Below are 22,812 nucleotides of genomic sequence, written 5' to 3' on the forward strand. Positions count from 1 at the left end.
TGGAGGTGGGGAAGGGGTTGTGCGGGGCCTGTGGCGGGCGGCCGGGTGTTTGGTGCTGCTGTGAGTCGGCTGGTGTGGCCGTGGATGTCTCCGGGCCTGTGGGGCCTGTGGCCCGTGGCTGGAGGGGTTGGATGCGTGCGCTCGCTTCGGCCCCGGCTGCTCGGTCTCGCTGTCTTCGTCCTGTGCCGTTGGGTGGCCGCTGGAAGGCGCGCGTCTTGGGTTGGTTTGGTGTCCTTCCTGTTCAGGGCCAGTGTGGCTGGTGGGTGGGTGTGCTCGGCTTGCCTTTGGGTCTGGGTGCGGCGGGGCTCCGCTGGGCGGTGCGGTGGGTGGGGTCCCGCTCGTGAGGGTCGCCTGCCGGCGGGGGTTCCCGTGCTCTGGATGGGATGGCGGGTGCCTCCATGTTTCATGCATAAACCGTGTTATGCATGAGTTTGTAGGTTTCTGTGTTCTTATGCGTGGTTTGTGGTACTCGGGTGGATGAGCGTCTTCGGCTTCGCACGCGCCCGCCTCCCCTGCTCCCCCGTGGCTCGTTCCGGCGCGCCGCCTTCGGCGGGGCTTTCCGGCGAGGCTCCGAGGGGGTTGCTCGCGTGCGGGAGTCCGGGTGGGAGCGCCCACTCCCCTGCCCCGGGCCGTGGTGCGCGGCCTGCCGTCGGGCTGAGTACCGCATGCATTGGTTCATGCACCCAGGGTTTCCGCTGTGGGGTGGGCTCTCCCCCGGCCTGTTGGCTCGCTCCCCTCCACACGGGGGCCGATTCCTCGTGCACGGCTCCCCCGTTCCTCCTCCTGTCCTCTCTGGCGGCTGCGGGGTTCGTGGCAGGGGTGGCGGGAGCTCCCGCGGGATCGGGGATGCTGTGGGTATGAGTGGTCAGACGGGGCCTGTGGTCGAGGCCGTTGAGCAGTATCTGGTGGCACGTCGGGCTGCCAAGCCCTCCCCTCACACGGTGGCTGCTTACCGGCGTGATCTGCATGCGGTGTTGCGGTGTGTGGCTCAGGTGGTGGGCGTGGAGGCCGACCAGGTGGTGTGGGCGGATTTGGGGGCGCCGGTGCTGCGGGCGGCGTTCGCTGAGTTCGCTGGGCAGCGGGCTGCCTCCAGTGTGTTGCGGGCGTGGTCGACGTGGAACGGGTTCTTTGCTTTCTGGGTGTCGGAGCAGGTGGTGGCTGGCAATCCGATGTCGGCGGTGCCGCGGCCTCGGGTGCGGTCCTCGGTTCCCAAGCCGTTGATGGGTGAGGACACTCCTGAGCGGTTGTTGGAGGCGTTGGCCGGGGGTGCGCGTAGGGCGCGTGATCCGTGGCCGGAGCGGGATCTGGTGGTTCTGGCCCTGGCGTTGTTGACGGGGATGCGGTCGGCGGAGATGCTCGCGCTACGGGTGGAGTCGGTGGGTGGGCGTGCGGGTGAGCGGCGTATCCGTGTGGTGGGCAAGGGCGGGGGTGAGCGGATCTTGCCCATCGAGGTGCCGCTGGAGGCTTTGCTGGAGGCCTATCTGGTGTCGCGGCGTGAGCGGTTCGGGACGGTGCGGGGGTCGGATCCGTTGTTGGTGGACCGCCGGGGGCAGGGGCTGCGGCGGGGTGGGCTGCAGTATCTGGTCAAGCAGTGTTACCGGCATGCGGGGGTGCACGACCGGGTGGCGCGGGGGACGTTGGTGCATGCGTTGCGGCATACGTTCGCGACGCGGTTGGCGGAGGACGGGGCCTCGGTCACCGAGATCATGCATTTGCTGGGGCACGCGTCGGTGGCTTCGTCGCAGGCCTATATCGAGGTGACGGCTCGGGCACAGCGGGAGGCGGCCTCGTCGAACCGGACCTATGGTGTGTTGCGGCGTTTGGCGGCTGAGGACGGGGGCGGGTGAGGTGTGGCTAGTCTTTGCTTGTGATGAGTTCTTTGGTGGTTTCGAGTGTCAACGTGAACGGTCTGCGGGCTGCGGCGAAGAAGGATCCGGGGTTCGTCGGGTGGTTGGCTTCGACCGAGGCTGATGTGGTGTGTTTGCAGGAGACGCGGGCTGAGGCTGAGCAGTTGCCTGCTGGGGTGATTGAGCCTGATGGGTGGCATGTGGTGTTGGTGCCGGCGTCGGCGCGGGGGCGTGCTGGGGTGGCGGTGTACTCGCGTGTTGAGCCCGATGGGGTGCGGGTGGGGTTTGGTGCTGCTGAGTTTGAGGATTCGGGCCGGTACGTGGAGGTGGATCTGGGCGGGGTGACGGTGGCGAGCCTGTATCTGCCCTCGGGTGAGGTGGGTACTGGTCGCCAGGAGGAGAAGGAGCGTTTCATGGAGGCGTTCCTGCCCTATCTGGTCAAGCGTCGCCGTGAGGTTCAGGAGCAGGGGCGTGAGCTGGTGGTGTGCGGGGATTGGAACATCGCTCATGCTGAGGTGGATTTGAAGAATTGGCGGGGCAATCGCAGGAGTGCGGGGTTCTTGCCTGAGGAGCGGGCGTGGCTGTCCCGGGTCTTTGGTGAGGCCGGGTATGTGGACGTGGTGCGGGCGTTGTATCCGGAGCAGGAGGGGCCTTATACGTGGTGGTCCTATCGGGGTCGGGCTTTTGACAATGACGCGGGGTGGCGGATTGATTTGCAGGTGGCCACGCCGGGGTTGGCGGCGCGTGCTGTGTCGGCGCGGGTGGAGCGTGCGGTCGAGCATGGGGGGCGTTGGTCTGATCATGCTCCGGTGACGGTGCGCTACGGGGCTCGGTAGGAGGAGATGTTCATGGGTGTGCCGGTTGTGTTGGTGCATGGGTTGCGGATGTCGAGGAGTATGTGGCGTCCGCAGGTGGAGTTGTTGGAGGCTCAGGGGCGCACGGTGGTGGCGCCTGATCTTCCCGGGCACGGGTCGCGGCGGGGTGAGGAGTTCTCGCTGGGTGGTGCGGTGGATGCGGTGTTGGGGGCGATTGATGGTGTGGGGGGTCGTGCCCTACTGGTGGGGTTGAGTATGGGCGGTTTTGTCTCGATTGCGGCGGCGGGGTCGGCTCCGGATCGGGTGGCGGGGTTGGTGGCGGCTGGTTGCACGGCCAAGCCCGCCCAGTTGTTGGCGCAGCTGTATCGGGTGCCGGCGGTGTTGATGGATCGGTTGCCGGACAAGGGTGCGGCGGTCAATGAGCGTTTTCACCGGTTGACGTTGCGTGATGGTGCGGCGGAAGCGGTGTTGGACGGTGGTTTGGCTGTGGAGGCGGCCACTGCGGTGATTGACGCGGTCTCGGAGATGGATGTGTTGGAGGCGTTGTCGGCGTATTCGGGGCCGGTGTGGTTGATCAACGGGGCGCGGGATCATTTTCGGATCCATGAGAAGCGGTTCTTTGACACGTGTGCGGATGGGCGGCTGGTGAATGTGCCGAGGGCGGGGCACATGGTGAACCTGGACCAGCCGGTGAATTTCTCGCGGATCGTGGCTGATGCGGCTGATGTGGTGTCTGTGCGTGAGCAGGCCCGGTTGCGGGAGTTGCGGGGGCCGTGTGCGGTGGAGGCCGAGGAGGGGTGAGGTTGGGGTGTTGGTGGGCCTGACCTTGTCGGGGCGGGGGTGCGGTGGCCTCCGCCCCCTTTTTTTTGTGTGTGGGGTGGTCAGCGGCCGGTGTTGGGGCGGATGAGGCCGGAGTCGTAGGCGGCGATGACGGCTTGGGTGCGGTCGCGGACGCCGAGTTTGGTCAGGATGTGGGAGACGTGGGTTTTGACGGTCTCCATTCCCAGGAACAGGTGGTGGGCGATCTCGGCGTTGGTGAGTCCTTGGGCCATGAGGGTCAGGGTTTGGGACTCGCGTTCGGTGAGGGTGTCCACGGCCTGGGCGGCGGGGGTGGGTGCGGTGGGTTGGGTGGCGGCCAGGTGGCGTAGCGCGGTGGGAAAGAGCAGGGTTTCGCCGCGGTGGGCGATGCGGATGGCGGCCAGGATGTCCTCGGGCGGGGTGCGTTTGAGGAGGAATCCGGTGGCGCCGGCGCGCAGGGAGCCCCAGACGTAGTCGTCGTTGTCGAAGGTGGTCAGGACGATGACGCGGGGCGGGCGGGGGTGGGTGCGCAGGGTGTGGGTGGCCTGGATGCCGTCCAGGTGGGGCATGCGTACGTCCATCAGGACCAGGTCGGGGCGGGTGCGGCGGGTCAGGTCGGGTACGTCGGCGCCGTCGGCTGCCTGGCCGGTGACTTCCATGTCGTCCTCGGCGTTGATCAGTGCGGCCAGTCCTGCGCGGATGAGGGCTTCGTCGTCGACCAGGTTGATGCGGATCACGGTTGTTCTTTCCAGGTCAGGTGCAGGGTGAGTTGCCAGGTGGTGTCGCGGGGTCCGGCGGTGAGGGTGCCGCCGAGCAGGTGGGCGCGCTCTTGCATGCCGGTGACGCCGTGCGCGCGGCGGGTGCGTTGGGACGGGCGGGTGCGGGTGGGTGTGGGGAGGGGGTTGGTGATGGTCAGGGTCAGGGTGGTGGGGGTGATGTCCAGTTGCAGGGTGGGGGGTTGGCCGGGGGCGTGGCGTAGGGCGTTGGTGAGGGCTTCTTGGCTGATGCGGTAGGTCTCGCGGGAGAGGAGGGCGGGTACGTGGGCGGGGTCGCCGTTGATGTGGCAGGTCAGGTTGGTGCCGGTGTGTTGGGTGGCTTGGGCCAGGTGGGGCAGGTGGGTCAGGTCGGGGGGTGTGGTGCGTGGGGTGTGGGTGTCCTCGCGCAGGATGCCCAGGGCGTGGTCGAGGTCGGCGGTGGCGGTGCGGGTCTGTTCGGCGATGTGGGTGAGGGCTTGGCGGGCGAAGTCGGGGTCGGTGTCGAGTAGGCGGGCGGCGGTGGCGGCTTGGAGGGTGACCACGGACAGGGCGTGGCCCAGGGAGTCGTGGAGTTCGCGGGCCAGGCGGTTGCGTTCGGCGAGGGTGTGGGCGTGGGTTTGGGCGGCGGCCAGGCGTTCGGTGGGTGAGGGGCCCAGCAGGTGGGGTGCGGCGTGGGCGAGTAGGTGGCCGGTCAGGGCGATGGTGTAGAGCAGGGCGGTGAGCAGGGCCAGGCCGGTGAGGGGGGCCAGGAGGCGTTGGGTGGGGGTGAGGGTGTGGGCGCCGACGAAGGTCAGGGGGCCTTGGGCGATGGTGTGGGGGTGGTCGGTCAGGGGTGCGATGGCCAGGAGGGCGGCTTCGGTGAGGGCGGTCATGGTGGCCAGGCACAGGGCCATGCCCGTGATCATGTGCAGGCACAGCCAGGCGCTGGTGCGGGCGCTGGTGCGCCAGGTGGTGGTGGGGCGGGGGGTGTGGGTCAGGGGGCCGCGTAGCAGGGTGTGGGCCAGGTGGAGTTGGGCGTTGCGGGTGCCGGGCAGGTAGGCGGTGGCTGCTACGGCGGCCAGGGCGGTGGCGGCGGCCAGGGCGTGGATGGGGAAGGTCAGGGTGGTGTTGGTGCGTTCGGCGATGAGGGTGGCCAGTACCAGGGCGGCCATGGCGTAGGGCGTCAGGAGTGCGCCGCCGATGACGAGGTAGGCCCAGCGGCGGTAGGTGTGGGTGCTGGTGAGTGGGCGCAGGAGCGGGGTGAGGTGGCGCACGTGGCTGATCGTGGCATAGGTGGGGGTGGGTGCGTTTCCCTCTGGGGTGTGAGGGCGGTGTGTTGGTGTCCTACTCCCCCGGTGGTGTGTGGGTGGGGTGTTGGTTGTCGTGTGGTGTTAGCTATTTCACATTGGTGGGGTCATGGGCTGTTTTGGTGGGGCGGCGAAAGTCCAAGGAGTGAGATGTGCCTAAGGTTGGCCGGATGAGAAGCAGTGTGACGCCGCCCTCGGGGGCGGCCAACGAAGCAGGTGCCAACGGCAGCGGGTTGGCTCATTCACTGCGGCGGCGCCACATGGCGCTGATCGCGATCGGTGGTTCGGTGGGGGCCGGGCTGTTCATCGGTTCTGGCTCGGTGATCCAGTTGGCGGGGCCGGCCGCGGTGCTGTCCTATGTGCTGGCTGGTGCGCTGGTGTTTTTCACCCTGCGTGCCTTGGGCGAGATGGTGGTGGCGGTTCCCGCGGGTGGTTCCTTCTCCGACTACGCCCGGTTGGCTTTTGGTCCCAGGGCCGGGTTCACCATTGGCTGGGTGTACTGGTGGATGTACGCGGTGCTGGTGGCCGCTGAGTCGGTGGCCGGTGCGGCGATTTTGGGCCAGTGGGTTCCGGGGGTTCCGGGGTGGGCGCTGGCGTTGTTGGTGTTGTTGTCGATGACGGCGGCCAACCTGGTCTCGGTGCGTGTCTTCGCTGAGACCGAGTCGTTCTTCTCCCTGGTCAAGGTGGCCACGATCGTGGCGTTCTTGTTGATCGGTGGTTTGTGGGCGCTGGGGTTGTGGAGTGGCTCGGATGGTTCTGGTGTGGCCAATCTGTGGCAGCACGGCGGGTTCGCGCCCAACGGTTGGGTTGCGGTGTTGGCGGCCACGGTGGTGGTGTTGTTCGCCTTTGGCGGGGTGGAGATCATCACGGTGGCTGCTGGTGAGAGCGCTGAGCCTGAGCGGGGTGTGGCTTCGGCGATCACCAACGTGCTCTGGCGTATCGGGTTGTTCTATGTGGCCTCGATCCTGGTGGTGGTGATGGTGCTGCCCTGGAGTGGTGTGGAGCCGGGGCGTAGCCCGTTCGTGGCGGTGATGGAGCATGTGGGTGTGCCCGGGGCTGCTTTGATCATGGAGATCGTGGTGTTCATCGCGGTGCTGAGTGTGCTCAACGCGGCGATGTACACCTCTTCGCGGATGTTGTTCACCTTGACGCGGCAGGGGGACGCGCCTCGTGCGCTGCGTGGGATCAGTCGGCGTGGTGTGCCGGTGCGGGCGATCCTGTTGGGCACTGTGGTGGGGTATGCGGCGGTGGTGGCTGACTACTTGTGGCCTGACCGGGTGTTTCCGTTCCTGGTGGCTTCCATCGGTGCGATTTTGCTGGTGTTGTTCTTGACCATTTGCGCTTCGCAGCTGGTGGTGGGTGCGCGGGTGCGCAAGCGTGAGCCTGAGCGGTTGACCTTGCGTATGTGGGCGTTTCCGTACCTGACGTGGGTGGTGTTGGGTGGTCTGGTGACGATTTTTGCGGCGATGGTCGTCCTGCCCGATCAGCGTCAGGCGCTGGTGGCGTCGGTGGGGTCGGTGCTGGTGGCGTTGGCGGCCTATGAGGTGCGTCGCCGTTGGGGTGCCAGTGTGCCCAGTGACCGGGTGTTGCAGGTGCCTGGTCGTGCGGATGCTGATGCGTTGCGCCGTGCCCCTGATGCGGTGTAGGTCTTGTTCGTTGGGCCCGGCTCCTGTTGTGGAGGCCGGGCCCTTTGGGTGTGGTGGTGGGTCGGTTCAGTTCTCGAACAGGGTTAGTAGGTCCTGTTTGTCGAACATCTGGGCGGTTTCGCGGGCGGTGGGTGTGCCTGTGTCGGGGTCGGCTCCGTGTTCGGTGAGCAGGTGGACCACGGAGTCTTCTCCCTTGAAGATGGCTCCGGCCAGGGGGGACTGTCCGCGGTCGTTGAGGCGGTTGGGGTCGGCTCCGTGTTCGATGAGGGTGGCGGCGGTGTCGGTGTGGCCGTGGTAGGCGGCCAGCATGAGCAGGGTGTCGCCTTTGTCGTTGGTGAGGTTGGCCGGTAGTCCGGCGTTCAGGTACTGGGCCAGGGTGGTGGTCTGTCCCGTGCGTGCGTGGTCGAACATGCGGGTGGCGAGTTCGATGACGTCGGGGTCGGGTTCGGGGTGTTGTTGGCTGTTCACGTTTGCCCAGCTTAGTGGGGGTGGGGGGCGCTGGCGGGGTGGTGTGTGGGGGTGAGGTGGCGCGGTGTCGGTCATGGTGGGATGTGGTGCTGAGGATCGCTTTTGCCGCTAGGGTGCTGCGCAACCCCTGAGAGGAGCACCCCCGTGCGACATTTCGTTGGTTTCCTGTCTGGTCTGATCGTGGGACCTGTGCTGGTTCTGGCCTCGGGGTGGGCGTTCGCCCACTTGCGTGGTTTGCACACCGCTGGTTTGGGCGTTTTGCAGGGTTCGGGGCCGTTGGCCGTGGCGGGGCTGGTGGGCGTGGGCCTGCTGGTGGCGTTGGCCGCGGTTCCCGCCCGGCTGACGCCGATGCTGCCCTTCGGTGCGGCGTTGACGGTGGGGGCGCTGAGCGCGGTGTCGCTGTTGCGGATGCACCTGTTGGAGCGGTTGCCGCAGGTGCCCGGGAGCGAGGGGGCGCTGGTGCTGTTGCCCTTGGGGGTGTTCGTTCCGTTTGTGGTGGTGCTGGTGGCTCCCCTGTTCGTGGGTGGGCGCTGGCGTGGGGCGCGCTCGGAGGAGGGGCTCGCTGAGGAGGAGTACTTCGAGGGCCTGTACGGCGATGATGATGAGGAGGGCTCTGGGCGGGGGCCGGTGGCCGCGGCCGCCGCGGGTGTCCACACGCCTCGTCACCGGGCCTGAGGGCGCTCCCGGGGCCGGTGGGCCCCGGGAGCGGTGGTTTTCGTGGGCCTGGTGGTGGCGCTGGTCCGCGCGGGTGGCGCGGGGTGGTGGAGTGCGCGGCTGGTCGCCGTGGCCGTTCCTGCCCTGGCGGGTGGCCGCACGCCAGGGTGCGACCGTGTCGTCGCTCTGGGTGATGTTCGTTGCGTGGGGGTGCGGGGTCGGGAGCGCCGTGACCGTGTGGTGGGGTCCGCTCCGGCGGCGCGGGGGTGGCGGTCAGCGCCAGGTGGGGCCCCAGTTGGCGCTCTTGGACACCCCCGGGGGCAGGGGTGGTAGGAACCCGTTGCCCGCCTGTGCGGGTGTGGGTGCGGGCTCGGGTGGTGGTGTCGGCACGGGTTCGGTGGCGGGGGCGCTCTCGGGTTGCGGGGCGGGTGCTTCCCCGGCCGGCGGGCCGTGTACCCGGTCGGGTTCGGGTGCGTCCTTGGCCTGGAGCACCACCGGTTCGGGCAGGGGCGGGTAGTCGTCCTCTTCGTCGGTGCTGGGGATGGCGGGTTCGGCCGGGGCGATGCGCTTCCACCACAGGGCTGTTTCCTCTGTGCCCAGTTCGGACTCCACCTCCAGCCAGCCGTGTACCTGGGGGTGGCGGCGCGCGGCGCTCCAGGAGCGGGGGTAGGGCTGTTCGTCCAGGACCACGACGTGTTCGCCGTCGACGGTGGGGATTTCAGCGGGGGCGCCCTCGTTCCACACCCAGGTGCCGTCGTGGGCGACCATGTTCCACCAGCCGCGGACGGTGTGGGCGGCGGGGTCGGGGGCGCCGTCGCGGAAGGCGGTGACCCAGCGCGGGTCGGGGGGTTCTCCGGGCAGGCCCTGGCGGTGGGGGCCGATGAGGGCGTCGGCGAGCAGGGTGTGGAGTTGGGAGTTGTCGCCGATGCCGTCGAAGAGGACGCGGAAGGCGCGTTTTGAGTGGCGGTCCATGACCAGGGCGCTGGTGGCTTCGGACATGCGTAGTAGGGCGCGGACCTCGTCGAACTCGGTGAGTAGGTCGCTGAGCTGGTTGGCGATGGCGACGAGTTCGGCGTGCAGGGAGGGGGTGCTGCGGATGTGGGCGCGCACGGTGGGTTCGCTGAGCATGGTTTTGGCGGCCAGGCCGTGGCGGCGGATGGTCCACCAGCACATGGTGGCGCTGGGGGCGTCGGGGCCCAGGTCGGCGGCGACGCGGGTTTCGGCGTCGGCGGTGACGGTGTCGGGGTCGGGCGGGGTGCCGCCGCCGGTGCGCTCCCAGGAGCGGGCGAAGACGATGGCGCCCTTGCCCATGGTGCGTAGGCGGTGGAGGACTTCTGGGCCGGTGGGGCCGGGGTCGGTGCCCATTTCGACCAGGGCTCCGGCGACCACGGACAGGTCGGCGATGATGCCGGGGGCGGCGTGGTCCGCTGAGAGCAGGGGTGCCAGGGCTTCCAGGGCGAGTTCGCGTTCGGAGGCGGGGATCTGGGAGGCCAGGAGGTAGACCTTGTGGACGGCTGGGGGGAAGTGTTGGGGGTCGGTGGCGACGGAGGCGTCGATCAGTTCTTGGAATGCTGCACGAAACTCGTCGACCATGGGACCGTCCCCTTTCTCACGCAACCAACCTAATGTCTCATCAGGGAAGGATCGCACTTTAACGGGTGATTTCGAGTACTGCTGGGGGTTCGTTGACAAGCTGAGACACCAGAGTTGCTGGTGTGGTCTGGGTTACAGGCCCAGACGGGTGACGGCGTTGTCCTCCAGCGGGTTGGCGGTGCGGATGTAGTCGTGCACCGTGCGCGGGTTGGTCCAGCGGCCCTGGCGCATGATCTCGCGGTCGCTGGCCCCGCTCAGCGCGGCCTGGGTGGCGAATCCGGATCTGAGGGAGTGTCCGCCGAAGTCGTCGGGGTTGAGTCCGGCTCGTCGGGCGTAGCGCTTGACGAGTTCGCCCACGGCCCGGCCCGACATCGACCGCTGCCCGATGTGGCCGTGTTGGTCCACTGTGGGAAGGAGCGGTCGCTGGGAGCCGTCGGACAGCTCGGTGCCGTGCCAGTCCTGGCACAGGTGTGCCGGCGGGGTGCCGGGGCCGGCCTGCGCCAGCAGCTCGCGCACCGCCTCGTCAGCGCCTTCGCGGTGGGCCGTGAGCAGCTGGGACCAGTCGGCGAAGGCGCACACCGGGCAGGTGTGGCGGTGCCGTCCCCGGGGCAGGGCCACCACCTGGCCGTAGCGGTCCTCCTGGTCGGTTTTGGTCTGTCCCAGGCGCACCACCAGTGCGGGGGCTGCGGTGGAGGCGTCGGTGCGCACCGTGACGTCGTCGAAGGTGAGTGAGGCCAGCTCGGTGCGGCGCAGGGCCCCGGCGAACCCGGTCAGGAGCAGGAGGGCGTCGCGCCGCCGGGTCACCCCCGCCGGGTGGTGGTGGCCCGGGCGTACCGACAGCAGGGTCTCCAGGGTGTTCAGTACCACCGGGTCCTTGCGGCGCGGGCGCACCTTGCGGGTGCGGCGGATACCGCGCAGGGTCATGCGCACCACTTCGGAGCGGGTGGGTGATTCCAGGCCGTGGGCGCCGTGGACGGCGGCGATGGCGGCGGAGCGCCGTTCGATGCTGGAGGGGGCCAGGGCCCAGGCCGTGTCGTCGGCGGTGCGTGTGTGGGCGCAGGCGGCCAGGTACACGGCCACGTCCACCGGGTCGGCGGGCAGGGACTGGCGGTGTTCGGCCAGGCACCAGGCGGTGAAGGAGGTCCAGTCGGTGCGGTAGGCGCGCAGTGTGTTGGGTGATTGGGCGTTGGCCAGGTACCGGCCCAGGGTGTGGGCCTGCTCGGTGTCGAAGCGCTCGCGCACCTGGGCCAGGGCGCGGGTGTCGACCAGGACGCTGTGGGTGGTGCGCTGTAGGCGGGCGCGTACGGGCTCGGGGAGGGCGGCCTCGTCGGTGGGCTGGGTGTGGTGGGTGGGTCGGGGTGTGTTCACGGTTATCCATGATGGCCCAAGAACGGGCGCGGGCACGGCAGGCGGCGCGGGGCCGGGTCGGATTTGTGTGGTTGTCAGGTGCCCAGGAGGTGGGTGTGCAGCGCGTCCCACAGTTCGGCGGGGGGCATGACCCACAGCAGTGGTACCGCCGAGAGGACCAGGGCGGCGGTGAAGCCGATCGCGGCGGTTTTGCGGCGCAGCACCAGTGCGGCCACGGCTGAGGCGGACGGGACCACCAGGGCCAGGACCAGTACCCAGATCAGGGCGTTGCCGACCGCGTCCACGTTTTCCTGCGGTAGCGGAGTGGCGGGGTCCTGCACGGACAGGGCGCTTTGCTGGAGGTCCATGACCACGAACAGCAGGTTGGCCAGTGCCAGTGGGGTGCCCAGCGCCCACAGCAGGGCCAGTACCACCCACAGTGCGGTGATCCTGCGGTCGGGCGGGTCGGCGATCACCACCGGGGTGCGGCTGATCCTGTCCCCCGTGGTGTGCTGCCTCGTGCCCGTGTGTTCCGTGCCCGCCCGGGTCTCCTGGGCGGGGGCGGTGTCGGGGCGCAGGTCCTTGCGGCGTTTGCGTTTCTTCGGTGACACGCCGGTAGCCTACCGCCGATGGTGCGGCGGTGTTCGGCCTGCGCAGGCGGGCGCGGGGGTCGGCCCTTGAGGTCAGGTGGCCTGGGTCAGGTGTAGGGCGGTGACGAAGACCACCGGCCACACCAGCAGGGCCAGTGACCACAGGGCCGCTTTGCGGTCTCCGGCGACGGTGGCCACGGCGGCTGCCAGGAAGGGGATGCCCACGGCGGCGCCGAAGGCCAGGGTGAACCATTCGGCCGCTGAGCCCGCGTGGGCGTGGGCGGTGATGCCTCGCAGGTAGCCCACTGGTCCCAGGACCAGGGCGAACAGGGCCATGAGGGCGAGGACGACGCGGATGCCGGTGGGGTGGCGGGTGTTGCGGCCGCCGCCGGGGGCGGAGGGTCGGTCAGACACGGGGGCCGTGGTGCCTTTCGGGAACAGGTGGCGGGCCAGGGCGGACGGGGCGCGCCCGTACCGAGGATGCGGGCGGTGGGGCCGTCGAACACGCATGGCGCCCGCCCGGGCGCGCGGGGGCGTTCGGGTCGGGTGTGGTGCTGTGTAAAACGTACTCCACCCAGGGGGTGTGTGGAACCGGTGGCGGATGTGTCAGGGGGTCCAGGGGCGGGCGTTGTCCAGGAGTGCGGTGAAGGAGGCGAGTAGGCGTAGTTCGTCGATGCTGCGTGGGGCGGTGGTGAGCAGGTCGGGTGAGAAGACCACCGTCGCCACCAGTTGGGCGCGGGAGAGGGCGACGTTGAGCCGGTTGCGGTCCAGGACGAAGGCGGTGCCGCGGCTGGTGTCGGCGGCGTTGGAGGTGGTCATGGAGCAGATGACGGCGGCGGCTTCTTGTCCTTGGAAGCGGTCGACGGTGCCCACGCGCACCCCTTCCAGGGCGGGCAGGTGGCGGGCGGCCGCTGCCAGGGCGCGGCGCAGGGCACGTACCTGCACGTTGTAGGGGGCCACTACCAGGATGTCGTGGCCGGTCAGGGGGCGCGGGCCCTGGTCCGGGCGGGTGGTGAGTTCTTCGTTCACCAGTCGGGTGGCTGTGTCCACCACTGCCTGGACTTCTTCGGGGCTGTGGGTGGTGCGTCCCTGGTGGGTGGTGGGGCGGATGTACACGCCTGGTTCCAGGGTGGTCAGGGTGCGGTGGGTGGTGGTGGGGTGGGCGTGTAGGCGGCCTTGGTAGGCCAGGGAGGAGACGGTGGAGCACACGGTGGGGTGCATGCGGCGTGTCTGGTCCAGGAAGTAGCCGCGTGTGGGGTCGATGATGTGGCGGTTGGCCATCAGGTGCTGTAGGGCGGAGGCGTCGGCGCCTTCGCCGTGGGTGCCTTGGACGACCTGGGGTAGCTGTTGGGGGTCTCCCAGCAGGACGAGGTTGTGGGTGGCCGCGGACACGGCCAGGGTGTCGGCCAGGGAGAACTGTCCGGCCTCGTCGATGATGAGTACGTCCAGGGGGTCGGCGATCATGGCGGCGTTGGACATGGCCCAGGCGGTGCCGCCGATCAGGACGGGTTCTGTTTGTGCGGTGCGTTTGTTGCGCCAGGTGGCCAGGGCCTGTGCGGTGGAGGGCTGTTCCCAGGGTGGTTCGGTTTCGGCGGAGTCCTTGCCGCGTGCTTTGGCGCGTTTGGCGGCGGCTATGCGGACTCCGGCGGTGTCGGCGGCGCTCAGGGCGGCGGACATGACGTTCTCCACGGCTTTGTGGCTGGTGGAGCACACGCCCACGTTCTTGCCCTGGCGGGCCAGGTGGGTGATGAGTTGGGCGGCCAGGTAGGTTTTTCCGGCGCCGGGTGGGCCCTGTACGGCCAGGTAGGAGTTGTGGAGGCGGTCCACGGCGGTGATGGTGGCGGCGATCAGGTCGCCCCCGTGTTCGGCCGGGTCGGGTAGTGGGCCTGGCGGGCTCAGGCGGGGCGGGATGCGGCGCAGTACGTCCAGGCCCGGGTGGTGGGGCCAGTCGGGCAGGTGGGGCAGTGCGGTGCGGGCCACCGATTCCAGGGCTCCGTCCTTGGGGGCGGGGTTGACCGGGGAGCCGGGCAGGACGGCGACGGGGGGCCGGGAGTAGGTGGCGTCGGGGTCGCAGGTTTCGGTGATGGTCAGGGTGTCGGCTTCGGTGTGTGTGGTCTTGGCCTGGGTGGTGGTGGCGGCCTGTCCGGGGGCGCCGGGGTAGAGCAGGTGGACGTCCTGGGCGGGGGTGAAGGGGTGGGGGTGGGCGGTGTCCAGGCGCATGGTGATTTCGCGGCGGGATTTGCGTTGGCGTCCGGTGGGGTGGACCCACTCCCCCGCGCGGACCTGGAAGGGGACGGCGCAGTCGGTGTCTGATTCCAGGTCGGTCAGGGGTGCGTTGGTGCGCCGGTAGTGCTCGCGCCAGGGGGGAAGGTTCTCGCGCTGGTAGTAGCCGACCAGGGCGGCCAGTTGGGCGCGGGTGTGGTGGTCGGTGTCGCGTTCTTGGGCTTTGGCGGGGACCTGTTCCAGCAGGGGTTGGGTCAGGGCGGTGTGGCGGGCGGCCTTCTCGGCGCGTTTGCGGGCGCGTTCGGTTTCGGTCTCGGTGAGTTCGAGCTGGACCAGGGGGCGGTCGGTGATGCCCTGGTGGGTGCGGTGGTCCTCCAGCCAGTCGCGTAGGCGTGCGGTGGAGTGGCAGTCGTCGCGGTTGTAGGCGGCGATGTCGGCCAGTACTTGTCGGGCCTGGTCGTGGTGGTCTGCCTCGGTGGCGCTCAGGTAGGCGGCGTAGGCGTCGATGCTGGAGGTGGCGGTGGTGACGCCTCCGGAGCGTGCGGTGCCCAGGTAGAGGGGTTCGAGGTACTTGATGGAGTAGGAGCGCTGGGACACGCGCAGGCTTTTGCGGACCACGGTGTACAGGTCGATCAGGCGGTTTTCGCGCAGGAGTTGGTTGACTTCCTCCTCGCGGGTGGCGAACTCCGAGCTGAGGTGTTTGAGGCGGTCCGCTTCGTAGGAGGCGTAGTGGTAGATGTGGGCGCCCTGGTCGGTGTCGATGCGGGCCAGGGCGAAGTCGACGAAGTCCTCCAGGGCTTTCTTTTCCTGGGTGCGGTCGTGGGCCCAGAAGGCGTGGAAGGTCTCGTTGCCGTTGGTGTCTTCGGTGGTGGCGCCGAAGAGGTATTCCAGGCCGCGTTCGCCTTCGCGGGAGTGGTAGGGGTAGCCCTCCATGTCGAAGAAGACGTCGCCGGGGCTGGGGGCGGGCAGGCTGGCCAGGCCGTCGGGGGCGAAGACTTCGGCGGTGACGGTGCCCTGGGGGTTGGCGGGGGTGCGGGTGGTGTCCTGGCGTACCTGGAGGGCGGCTTGGGCGCGTAGTTGGTCGAAGGAGCGGCGCGGCAGGGTGGGTGGGCGCTGTTCGTCGCGGGCGCCCGCCAGGGCGTCGATGGTGGTGAGTCCTGTGTCGGTGAGTTTGGTGGCCTGGTCGGTGCGTAGGCCGGCGACCAGGGACAGGTGTCGGGCGGCGGTGCGTCCTTGGGAGCACCAGGTGTTGTAGCCGCAGCTCTCGCAGGCGGGGCGGGGCTCTGCCCAGGTGGGGGTGGGCAGTGTGGGTTCGTGGGCCAGGCGGTCCAGGAGGCGGGTGGTGATGGTGGCCAGGATGGGGGTGAATTCGGCTGTTCGCAGGGTGTGGGTGTGGCCGTCGCCGGTGAGGAGGTGCATGTGGTGGGGGGTGTGGCCGGTGGTGTGGGCGATGGCGTGGGCGTAGGCGGCCAGTTGGACGACGGCGCTGGGTCCTGGGCGGCGGGTGAGTTTGGTGTCCCAGGGTTCGTAGGTCCAGGTGTGGGGGGTGGGGGTGCGTTGTTGGCCGGTGGTGGGGTCCAGGTCGGAGCGGATGAGGAAGTCGGCGCGGCCGTGGAAGGCCACGGGTTGTGCGGTGGTGGTCAGGGGGTGGTGGAAGCTGGCCTGGTAGATGACGGGGGTTCCGTGGGCCATGGCTTGGGCGGTGGCGGTCGCGGCGGCGGCCAGGGAGGTGTCGTCGGGTTGGGGTTCGGGGATGTGGGCGATGTCGTCGAACAGCTCGCTCAGGCGTTGGAGTTCGGCTTGTTCGTGGACGTGGCCGTGGTGGGCGATGAGGGGGTCGATTTTGTCCGGGGAGGGTGCGCCGGGTAGGCGGGCGGCCAGTGCGGCTTTCAGGGCGTTGCGGTGGTCGCATTCCAGGGTGTCGACGAGGTCGGTGGGTGAGATGACCCAGCCGGTGGTGGTGCGGAACACGCCCCTGCTCCCCTTGTGGTGTCGGTGGTGGGTGTTGGGGATTGTGTCATGTCGTGGTGGGGTGTGGGTGCTCACAGGCGTGTGTGCCCCGTACCGGTGGGTGGCGGTGTGGGGCACATGGTGGCTGGGGTGGGGGGTGTTTAGCCGATGACCTGCCATTGGACCTGGCCGACGCCGGCGCTGGTGCCGATGATCTCGTCGAAGGCGACGGTGGACAGGTCCAGGCAGCGGCCGTCGACGAAGGGTCCGCGGTCGTTGATGCGCACGGTCACGGACTTGCCGTTGTCGGGGTTGGTGACTTGGACCTGGGTGTCGAAGGGCAGGGTTTTGTGCGCGGCGGTCATGGCGTTGGGGTCGAAGGTCTCGCCGTTGGCGGTGGGGCTTCCGGCGAGGGCGGCGCCGTAGTAGGAGGCCTGGCAGGTGCCGCTTTGGCCGGTGGGTTCCTGGTCGCTGTCGTTTCCTCCTTCGTTGCCGTTGTCGTTGTCGTCGGGTTCGGGCTCTTGTGTTTCCTCGGGTTCTTCGAGGATGTCGGAGCCTTGGGTGCTGCTGTTCTGGGTGGCGGAGGCGATGGCTTCCTCGGCGCGTTGGCGCAGGTCCTGGTTGGGTTCGGCGGTGGTGTCGTCGGTGACCAGCGGGTCGGGGTCGGCGTTGGGGATGCCCGCTGTGCTGGTGGTGGTGTCGGGGTCGGCTCCGGTGGCGATGAGCGCGGCGGTGGCGGTTCCTGCTACCAGCAGTGTCAGTCCGGTGGCGGAGGCCAGGATCAGGGTGCGTTTGCGGCGGGAGCGTTTGGCTGCCACGCGGGGGCCGACGGAGGCGCTGGTGCGGGTGCTGCCTTGGTCGCCCGGAGGGGGCTGGGGTTGGTGTGTGCCCACGGCGGGAGTCCTTCGAACGGGAACAGGTCGTGGCGGGTCCGCTCCTGGGAGGTCGCGGGGTGTCATGCCCCGGGGCGCGGGAGGGCGTGGCACGGGTGGAGTCGGGGCCGCCGGGTGGTGCGCGGGGTCTGGACGCGGATCCTAGGGGTAACGCGAGGGTAACGGTACCGGAAATGGGTGTTTTGTGGAACTTGTCATCCGGTGATGTGGGGTTCGGGCAGTTCGGGGCGCCGGGGCGGGATGCCGTGGGGGAAGAGGGTGCTGGCGGGGTCGGGCAGGTCTATGCCGCTGAGCTGGGCGACGGCCGTGGACAGGCTGGGGTTGTCCAGGTGTCCTCCGACGGTGCGGATCATGGCGGCCAGGGTGGGAAGGCAGGGCGCGCCCAGGGCGGCCACGGCGTAGCGGGTGGCTACGGCCGGGGTGCGCGAGGCGCCGGCCCAGCAGTGCAGGAGCACGCGTTTGTCCTCGGCGCGCAGGGCGGCGACCGTGGCGGCGGCCTCCTCCAGGGTGAAGTGCATGTTGGTGTTGGCGCCCGCGCGATCGTGTAGCCACACCCGGATCCAGTCGGTGTCGGATAGGTGGGGTGCGTCGCTGGGGTGGGTGCGGCACAGGGAGACCACCGCGTCGACGGTGTCGGGGCGGGCGCGTAGGTGGTCGAGGTTGCCGAGGAGGAGGTGGGGGTCCAGGGGGTGGGGGACGGCGAAGGGCGGTAGGCGGCGGGGTTCGTTGGCCAGGACGGGGTGCTCGGGCCAGAGCCCGGGGTGGTGGCCGTGGGCGGGGTCGTGGGCGGGGGTGGGGGCATGGCCGTCCTCGTGGGCGTTGCGGGGTGGGGGTTCCCTCTGGTGGGGTTCCCGCGTGGTCGCCCTTCACCACCCTCGGCGCGGGCCTCGTCGTTTGCGCGCACCCCGGGTTCGCCGTGTGGGCTCTACACGGGCTGGGCGATGGCGGCCTGGTGGTAGCGGGCGGCCACGGCGTGGGCGATGGCCGCGTCCGGGCACAGCGGGCGCGGCACCACGTCGGCGCCCGCGCTCGCCAGGCGGTCGTGGAACAGGCCCGGGGCCAGGAGCCAGCTGGCCAGGGCCACCCGGCGGTGGCCCCGGGCGCGCAGGCGGCGTACCTGTTCGGTGACGGTGGGGCGGCCGGTGGCGATGAAGGCCGGGGCCACCGGGGTGCCCAGGCGCTGGGCCAGTCGGGTCCGGGCCTGGTCGAGTTCTGTGCCCGCTTGGGCGTTGGAGGTTCCCGCGCAGGCCAGTACGACCGCGTCGCCGGGCCGGTGGCCGGCTTGGGCCAGGCGGCGCGTGGCGGTGTCCAGTACGGCGGGGTGGTCGCCCAGTGCGGGGGTGATGACGGCGTCGGCGCGGCCTGCGAGGGCGAGTTGGCGGGGGATGTCGGTGCGCACGTGGTAGCCCGAGGCCAGGAAGGCGGGCACGACCACCAGGGGGCCTGGGGTGGTGGCGGCGATGTCGCCGACGGTGGGTGTGAGTACGTCGGCGAAGGCCAGTCGGGTGGGGCGGTGTGTCACCTCGGCCACGCGCAGGGCCAGGGAGTGGGCCACGGCGGTGCCGTGGGGGTCGCGGGTGCCGTGGACGGCCAGCAGCAGGGTGGGGTCGTGGTGCATGGTCTGGTGCGGGGCTCCCTGGCGGGGGCCGCTTCGTCCTTCCTCGCTCTGGTGTGCCGGTGCCCTGGGGGCCCTCCCCCGGTGTGGTCAGGGTTGGTGGGTGCAGTCGGTGGTCTCCAGGGCCAGTCGGTAGCCGCGTTTGACCACGGTCTGGACGATGGCGGGGGCGCCCAGGGCGGTGCGCAGTCTGGCCACGGCTGTTTCCACGGCGTGGGTGTCGGCGTCCTCGCCTAGGCAGGTGAGCAGGCGGGAGCGGTGCAGTACCTGTCCGGGGCGGCGTGCCAGTTCGCGCATCACACGCATCAGGGCGGGTGAGAGGGTGTGGACGGTGCCGTCGACCAGGACGGCGTGGCCGCGCAGGCGTAGGCGGTGTCCTGCCACGTTCAGGGTGGGAAAGCGTGCGGGCAGTTCCTCGGTGAGTTTGCGGACCTGGGCGCCGATGCGGGCGCGTTGGGGCCACACGGTGGGGATGTCGTGGGCCATGAGGGGGCGGGCGGTGACCGGTCCCACGCACATGGCCAGTACGTCGCCGCGTAGGGCCTGGATCAGTTGGTTCTGGTGTCCGGTGGTGTGGGCGCGGGCCAGTAGTCCGGCCGCGGCTGGGGCGCTGGTGAAGGTGACCGCGTCCACTCCCCCGGTGGTGAGGGCTTCGATGAGGCGGTCCAGGGGTGCGGTGTTCTCGGGCTGGGTCCATCTGTAGACGGGTACTTCGACTACTTCGGCTCCGGCCAGGCGTAGGGCGGCGGTGAAGTCGGGCAGGGGTTCGCCGTGTAGTTGGACGGCTATGCGCAGGCCTTCCACGCCTTGGTCCAGGAGGTAGTCCAGGACTTCGGCGGAGGACTCAGAGGGCGGGGACCATTCTTCGGTGAGTCCGGCGGCGCGGATGGCGCCTTTGGCTTTGGGGCCGCGGGCCAGCAGGCGTGAGGAGCGCATGCTGTTGAGGAGTTGTTCGACTGTTCCCCAGGTTTCGCAGGCCTCCACCCAGCTGCGGAAGCCGATGCCGGTGGTGGCCACGACGATGTCCGCGGGTTGGCGGGTGAGTTGGTCGGAGACTGAGACCAGGCGCTGGTCGTCGCTCAGGGGGACGATGCGCAGGGCGGGGGCGGCGATGACCTGGGCGCCCTTGCGTTCCAGTAGGGCGCTCAGTTCTTCGGCGCGGCGGGCGGCGGTGACGGCGACGGTGAATCCGGCCAGGGGCGCGGTGGTGGTGGGCGCGGGCGTGGGCGGTGCGTGGGGCAGGGTGTTCATGGGGTTGCCTCCTGGGCGCGGGTGGCGATTTGCACGGTGGTGCTGTTCTCGCGGACGGGCCAGGTGGCCAGGCGCACGTCGGTGTCGTCCAGGCTTTGGCCGGTGCGCAGGGAGAAGACGTTCTTGAGCATGGGTGAGGCGACGGTGGGCTCTCCCGCCCGGTCGCCGACGATACCTCGGGAGATGACGGCGGCTCCGGTGTAGGGGTCGATGTTGTCCACGGCGTACAGGTGTTGTTCGCGGGTGCGGAACAGGGCGATCTGGCCTCCGTCGGGAAGGAGGACGGCTACGCCGTCCTCGGGGCGTAGCTGCTCGGTGGGGCAGGCGTTGATCCAGGTGGTGGGTGGTGTCTGGGTGGTGGTCATCGGGTGGCCTCCTGGGGGCGGTGGGCGGGCATGCCCAAGCTCACGGGTGTTCCTGGTACGGGCTGGTCGCGGGTGGTGGTGAAGCTGATGGTGGGGTCGGGGGTGTGGGGGGCGTTGGTGAAGGAGACGAAGCGGGAGAGTTTTTCGGGGTCTTGCAGGACGGCGGCCCATTCGTCGGTGTAGGTGTCCACGTGCTCTTCCATGGCGGTTTCGAGTTCGGCGGCGATGCCCAGGCAGTCGTGGACGATGACGTCGCGCAGGTGGTCCAGTCCCCCGTCCAGGGACTCGATCCAGGGCGCGGTGCGCTGGAGGCGGTCGGCGGTGCGCACGTAGAACATCAGGAATCGGTCGATGTAGCGGATGAGGGTTTCCTCGTCCAGGTCTGAGGCCAGCAGTTCGGCGTGGCGGGGGGTGAAGCCGCCGTTGCCGCCCACGTACAGGTTCCAGCCCTGGTCGGTGGCGATGATGCCGAAGTCTTTGCTGCGGGCTTCGGCGCACTCGCGGGCGCAGCCGGAGACGGCGGACTTGAGTTTGTGGGGTGAGCGCAGGCCCCGGTAGCGCTCTTCCAGGCGGATGGCGAGGCTGACTGAGTCCTGGACTCCGTAGCGGCACCAGGTGGTGCCCACGCATGACTTGACGGTGCGTAGGGATTTGCCGTAGGCGTGCCCGGATTCGAATCCGGCTTGGACCAGGCGTTTCCAGATGTGGGGGAGTTGTTCCAGGCGGGCGCCGAGCAGGTCGATGCGTTGGGCGCCGGTGATTTTGGTGTAGAGGCCGAAGTCGTGTGCGACCTGGCCGATGACGATGAGTTTGTCGGGGGTGATCTCGCCGCCGGGGATGCGGGGCACGACTGAGTAGGTGCCGTTGCGTTGCATGTTGGCCAGGTAGCGGTCGTTGGTGTCTTGCAGGGTGGCCTGTTCGCCTTCCAGGATGTGTCCGTTGCCCAGGGAGGCCAGGATGGAGGCGATGGCGGGTTTGCAGATGTCGCAGCCGTGTCCGGTGCCGTGGCTTGCGATGAGGGCGGAGAAGGTGGTGGTGCCGGTGGCGCGGATGGTCTCGACCAGTTCGGCGCGTGATTGGGGGAAGTGCTCGCACAGGGCCTTGGACTGTTCGATGCCGGCCTGGGCGAGGATCTTTTTGAGCATGGGTACGCATGAGCCGCAGCTGGTGCCTGCCTTGGTGCAGGCCTTCAGGGCGGGCACGTCGTGGTTTCCGCAGCTGATGGCTTTGGTCAGTTCGCCTTTGGTGACGGCGTTGCACGAGCAGATCTGCGCGGAGTCGGGTAGGGCGTCGGCTCCCAGGCTGGCTCCGCCCTCGGGGGTGATCAGGGCCAGGGGGTCGCCGGGCAGGGGGGATCCGACCAGGGGGCGCAGGGTGGCGTAGGTCGTGGCGTCGCCGACCAGGACGCCGCCCAGCAGGGTGGTGGCGTCGTCGGAGAGTACGAGTTTGGCGTAGCGGCCGCTGGCGGCGTCGTTGACGACCACGTCCAGGGCGCCGGGGGTGCGGCCGTGGGCGTCGCCGAAGCTGGCTACGTCCACGCCCAGGAGTTTGAGTTTGGTGGAGGTGTCGGCGCCGGTGAAGGTGGCGGGGCCGCCCACGAGGTGGTCGGCGACGACTTCGGCCATGGCGTTGCCGGGGGCGATGAGGCCGTAGACGGTGCCGTGGTGGTTGGCGGCTTCGCCGATGGCGTGGATGTGGGCGTCGCTGGTGGTGCAGGTGTCGTCGATGGCGATGCCGCCGCGTTCGCCGATGGTGAGTCCGGCGTCGCGGGCCAGGTCGTCGCGGGGGCGGATGCCCACGGAGAACACGACCAGGTCGGTGTCCAGGTGGGTGCCGTCGTCCAGGCTCAGGTGGGCCGCGTGGCCGTTGTCCGCTGCTTGTACGGCGGTGGAGGCGGCTCCGGTGTGGACCTGTACGCCCAGGTCGGTGATCAGGGTGCGTAGTAGGGCGCCGGCGCCTTCGTCGATCTGGGCGGGCATCAGGTGGGGGGCGAGTTCGACCACGTGTGCTTGTAGGCCCAGTAGGCGTAGGGCGTTGGCGGCTTCCAGGCCCAGGAGGCCGCCGCCGATGACCACGCCGGTGCGGGCGCCTTGGGCGGAGGCGGTGATGGCGTCCAGGTCCTCGATGGTGCGGTAGACGTGGCAGCCGGGCAGGTCGTGGCCGGGGATGGGTGGCACGAAGGGGGTGGATCCGGTGGCCAGGACCAGGCGGTCGTAGGGCAGCAGGCGGCCGGAGTCGGTGGTCACGGTGCGGTTGGCGCGGTTGATGGCGGTGGCGCGTTCGTTGACGTGTACGTCTGTGTGGGGGCCGCTCGGTTGGCCCAGGGACAGGTCCTGGGCGGTGGCGCCGTCGAAGTAGGAGGACAGGGCCACGCGGTCGTAGGCGGTGCGGGGTTCTTCTCCTACGACGGTGATGTGCCAGTGGTGGGCGCTGTCGCGGTCGCGTAGTGCTTCGGTGAGTCGGTGGCCGACCATGCCGTTGCCGATGACGACGAGTTCTTCCATGGGGTGTGCGGCTCCTCCTGCTGCGGGGGCGGGCAGGTTTTCAGGCAACCTGGGGGGTGTTTCCCTGGGGTCAGCCGTGTGTGTCGTGGTTGTTTCGTTGTGTTCCCGTCGCAGGTGGGGGGCGTGTGATGGGGGTGAAGGCCCTGGGTGGGGTGGCCGTGTGGGGTGTTGGCGGGGGTGGTTGGGTGTTTGGTCACATGCTTGGGGGGTGG

18 protein-coding genes and 1 pseudogene are annotated in these 22,812 nt (G+C 69.5%); 5 read left to right on the forward strand and 14 right to left on the reverse strand.

The genetic code is table 11. The features are described 5' to 3' along the window. Positions 1–857 precede the first annotated feature (857 nt). From AC0T5L_RS14175 to AC0T5L_RS14185, 3 genes are read left to right on the forward strand one after another with little or no spacing between them, the layout of a single operon-like run. Entirely contained in the window at positions 858–1,847 is a 990-nt protein-coding gene (locus tag AC0T5L_RS14175) for a tyrosine-type recombinase/integrase (protein ID WP_476165923.1), read from the forward strand. A gap of 23 nt (positions 1,848–1,870) precedes the next feature. Beyond that, positions 1,871–2,683, forward strand: a complete 813-nt coding sequence (locus tag AC0T5L_RS14180; RefSeq protein WP_476165924.1) for an exodeoxyribonuclease III — start codon at positions 1,871–1,873, stop codon at positions 2,681–2,683. Between the two features lie 12 nt (positions 2,684–2,695). Next, positions 2,696–3,463, forward strand: coding sequence for an alpha/beta fold hydrolase (locus tag AC0T5L_RS14185; protein ID WP_476165925.1), 768 nt, complete (start codon positions 2,696–2,698; stop codon positions 3,461–3,463). Positions 3,464–3,543: 80 nt separating this feature from the next. Here the strand turns inward: AC0T5L_RS14185 and AC0T5L_RS14190 are convergent, their stop codons facing one another. Beyond that, a complete protein-coding gene (locus AC0T5L_RS14190; protein WP_476165926.1) occupies positions 3,544–4,197 on the reverse strand; it encodes a response regulator in 654 nt (217 codons plus the stop codon). Further along, entirely contained in the window at positions 4,194–5,468 is a 1,275-nt protein-coding gene (locus tag AC0T5L_RS14195; RefSeq protein ID WP_476165927.1) for a sensor histidine kinase, read from the reverse strand. Before AC0T5L_RS14195 ends, AC0T5L_RS14190 begins: the two co-directional genes overlap by 4 nt. Before the next feature lie 293 nt (positions 5,469–5,761). On the opposite strand from AC0T5L_RS14195, the gene AC0T5L_RS14200 reads away from it, so the two are divergent. After that, positions 5,762–7,147, forward strand: coding sequence for an amino acid permease (locus AC0T5L_RS14200; RefSeq protein ID WP_476166019.1), 1,386 nt, complete (start codon positions 5,762–5,764; stop codon positions 7,145–7,147). Positions 7,148–7,213: 66 nt separating this feature from the next. On the opposite strand, the gene AC0T5L_RS14205 is transcribed toward AC0T5L_RS14200, so the two are convergent. After that, positions 7,214–7,558 carry an ankyrin repeat domain-containing protein gene (locus AC0T5L_RS14205; protein ID WP_476166020.1) on the reverse strand — a complete coding sequence of 115 codons (345 nt, stop codon included), beginning with the start codon at positions 7,556–7,558 and terminating at the stop codon, positions 7,214–7,216. 201 nt (positions 7,559–7,759) lie between these two features. On the opposite strand from AC0T5L_RS14205, the gene AC0T5L_RS14210 reads away from it, so the two are divergent. Continuing rightward, entirely contained in the window at positions 7,760–8,290 is a 531-nt protein-coding gene (locus tag AC0T5L_RS14210; RefSeq protein ID WP_476165928.1) for a hypothetical protein, read from the forward strand. Between the two features lie 252 nt (positions 8,291–8,542). Here the strand turns inward: AC0T5L_RS14210 and AC0T5L_RS14215 are convergent, their stop codons facing one another. The 11 genes and pseudogenes from AC0T5L_RS14215 to nirB all read right to left on the reverse strand — a co-directional run bounded on the left by AC0T5L_RS14215 (position 8,543) and on the right by nirB (position 22,600). Further along, positions 8,543–9,862 (reverse strand): hypothetical protein, encoded by a 1,320-nt coding sequence (locus AC0T5L_RS14215; protein ID WP_476165929.1) that lies wholly within the window; start codon positions 9,860–9,862, stop codon positions 8,543–8,545. Between the two features lie 132 nt (positions 9,863–9,994). After that, on the reverse strand, positions 9,995–11,230 hold the full coding sequence (locus tag AC0T5L_RS14220) for a site-specific integrase (RefSeq protein WP_476165930.1): 1,236 nt from the start codon (positions 11,228–11,230) through the stop codon (positions 9,995–9,997). Positions 11,231–11,304: 74 nt separating this feature from the next. Continuing rightward, a complete protein-coding gene (locus AC0T5L_RS14225) occupies positions 11,305–11,820 on the reverse strand; it encodes a hypothetical protein (protein WP_476165931.1) in 516 nt (171 codons plus the stop codon). A 72-nt stretch (positions 11,821–11,892) separates the two neighbouring features. Then, positions 11,893–12,213, reverse strand: coding sequence for a hypothetical protein (locus AC0T5L_RS14230; RefSeq protein WP_476165932.1), 321 nt, complete (start codon positions 12,211–12,213; stop codon positions 11,893–11,895). Between the two features lie 192 nt (positions 12,214–12,405). Beyond that, complete coding sequence (locus tag AC0T5L_RS14235) at positions 12,406–15,993, reverse strand: TM0106 family RecB-like putative nuclease (protein ID WP_476165933.1); 3,588 nt, start codon at positions 15,991–15,993, stop codon at positions 12,406–12,408. Between the two features lie 140 nt (positions 15,994–16,133). Then, entirely contained in the window at positions 16,134–16,865 is a 732-nt protein-coding gene (locus AC0T5L_RS14240) for a septal ring lytic transglycosylase RlpA family protein (RefSeq protein ID WP_476165934.1), read from the reverse strand. A gap of 194 nt (positions 16,866–17,059) precedes the next feature. Next, positions 17,060–17,641: pseudogene (locus AC0T5L_RS14245) on the reverse strand (dual specificity protein phosphatase family protein); the annotation flags it as partial. Between the two features lie 149 nt (positions 17,642–17,790). Next, on the reverse strand, positions 17,791–18,483 hold the full coding sequence (locus tag AC0T5L_RS14250) for a sirohydrochlorin chelatase (RefSeq protein WP_476165935.1): 693 nt from the start codon (positions 18,481–18,483) through the stop codon (positions 17,791–17,793). 87 nt (positions 18,484–18,570) lie between these two features. Next, positions 18,571–19,731, reverse strand: a complete 1,161-nt coding sequence (locus tag AC0T5L_RS14255) for a uroporphyrinogen-III synthase (RefSeq protein WP_476165936.1) — start codon at positions 19,729–19,731, stop codon at positions 18,571–18,573. Further along, positions 19,728–20,096: a nitrite reductase small subunit NirD gene (nirD, locus tag AC0T5L_RS14260; protein ID WP_476165937.1), complete on the reverse strand. Its 369-nt coding sequence runs from the start codon at positions 20,094–20,096 to the stop codon at positions 19,728–19,730. Before nirD ends, AC0T5L_RS14255 begins: the two co-directional genes overlap by 4 nt. Next, the gene (gene nirB / locus AC0T5L_RS14265) at positions 20,093–22,600 is read right to left on the reverse strand and encodes a nitrite reductase large subunit NirB (protein WP_476165938.1); all 2,508 of its coding nucleotides are present in this window, start codon (positions 22,598–22,600) and stop codon (positions 20,093–20,095) included. The genes nirD and nirB overlap by 4 nt, the downstream gene beginning before the upstream one ends. Positions 22,601–22,812: the final 212 nt, after the last annotated feature.

Source organism: Nocardiopsis sp. TRM 82005 (assembly GCF_056312425.1).

Coding starts and splice junctions, on each gene's coding strand:
- AC0T5L_RS14175 (WP_476165923.1), top strand. CDS start 858: ATGAGTGGTCAGACGGGGCCTGTGGTCGAGGCCGTTGAGCAGTATCTG.
- AC0T5L_RS14180 (WP_476165924.1), top strand. CDS start 1,871: ATGAGTTCTTTGGTGGTTTCGAGTGTCAACGTGAACGGTCTGCGGGCT.
- AC0T5L_RS14185 (WP_476165925.1), top strand. CDS start 2,696: ATGGGTGTGCCGGTTGTGTTGGTGCATGGGTTGCGGATGTCGAGGAGT.
- AC0T5L_RS14200 (WP_476166019.1), top strand. CDS start 5,762: ATGGCGCTGATCGCGATCGGTGGTTCGGTGGGGGCCGGGCTGTTCATC.
- AC0T5L_RS14205 (WP_476166020.1), bottom strand. CDS start 7,558: ATGTTCGACCACGCACGCACGGGACAGACCACCACCCTGGCCCAGTAC.
- AC0T5L_RS14215 (WP_476165929.1), bottom strand. CDS start 9,862: ATGGTCGACGAGTTTCGTGCAGCATTCCAAGAACTGATCGACGCCTCC.
- AC0T5L_RS14250 (WP_476165935.1), bottom strand. CDS start 18,483: ATGCACCACGACCCCACCCTGCTGCTGGCCGTCCACGGCACCCGCGAC.
- AC0T5L_RS14255 (WP_476165936.1), bottom strand. CDS start 19,731: ATGAACACCCTGCCCCACGCACCGCCCACGCCCGCGCCCACCACCACC.
- nirD (WP_476165937.1), bottom strand. CDS start 20,096: ATGACCACCACCCAGACACCACCCACCACCTGGATCAACGCCTGCCCC.
- nirB (WP_476165938.1), bottom strand. CDS start 22,600: ATGGAAGAACTCGTCGTCATCGGCAACGGCATGGTCGGCCACCGACTC.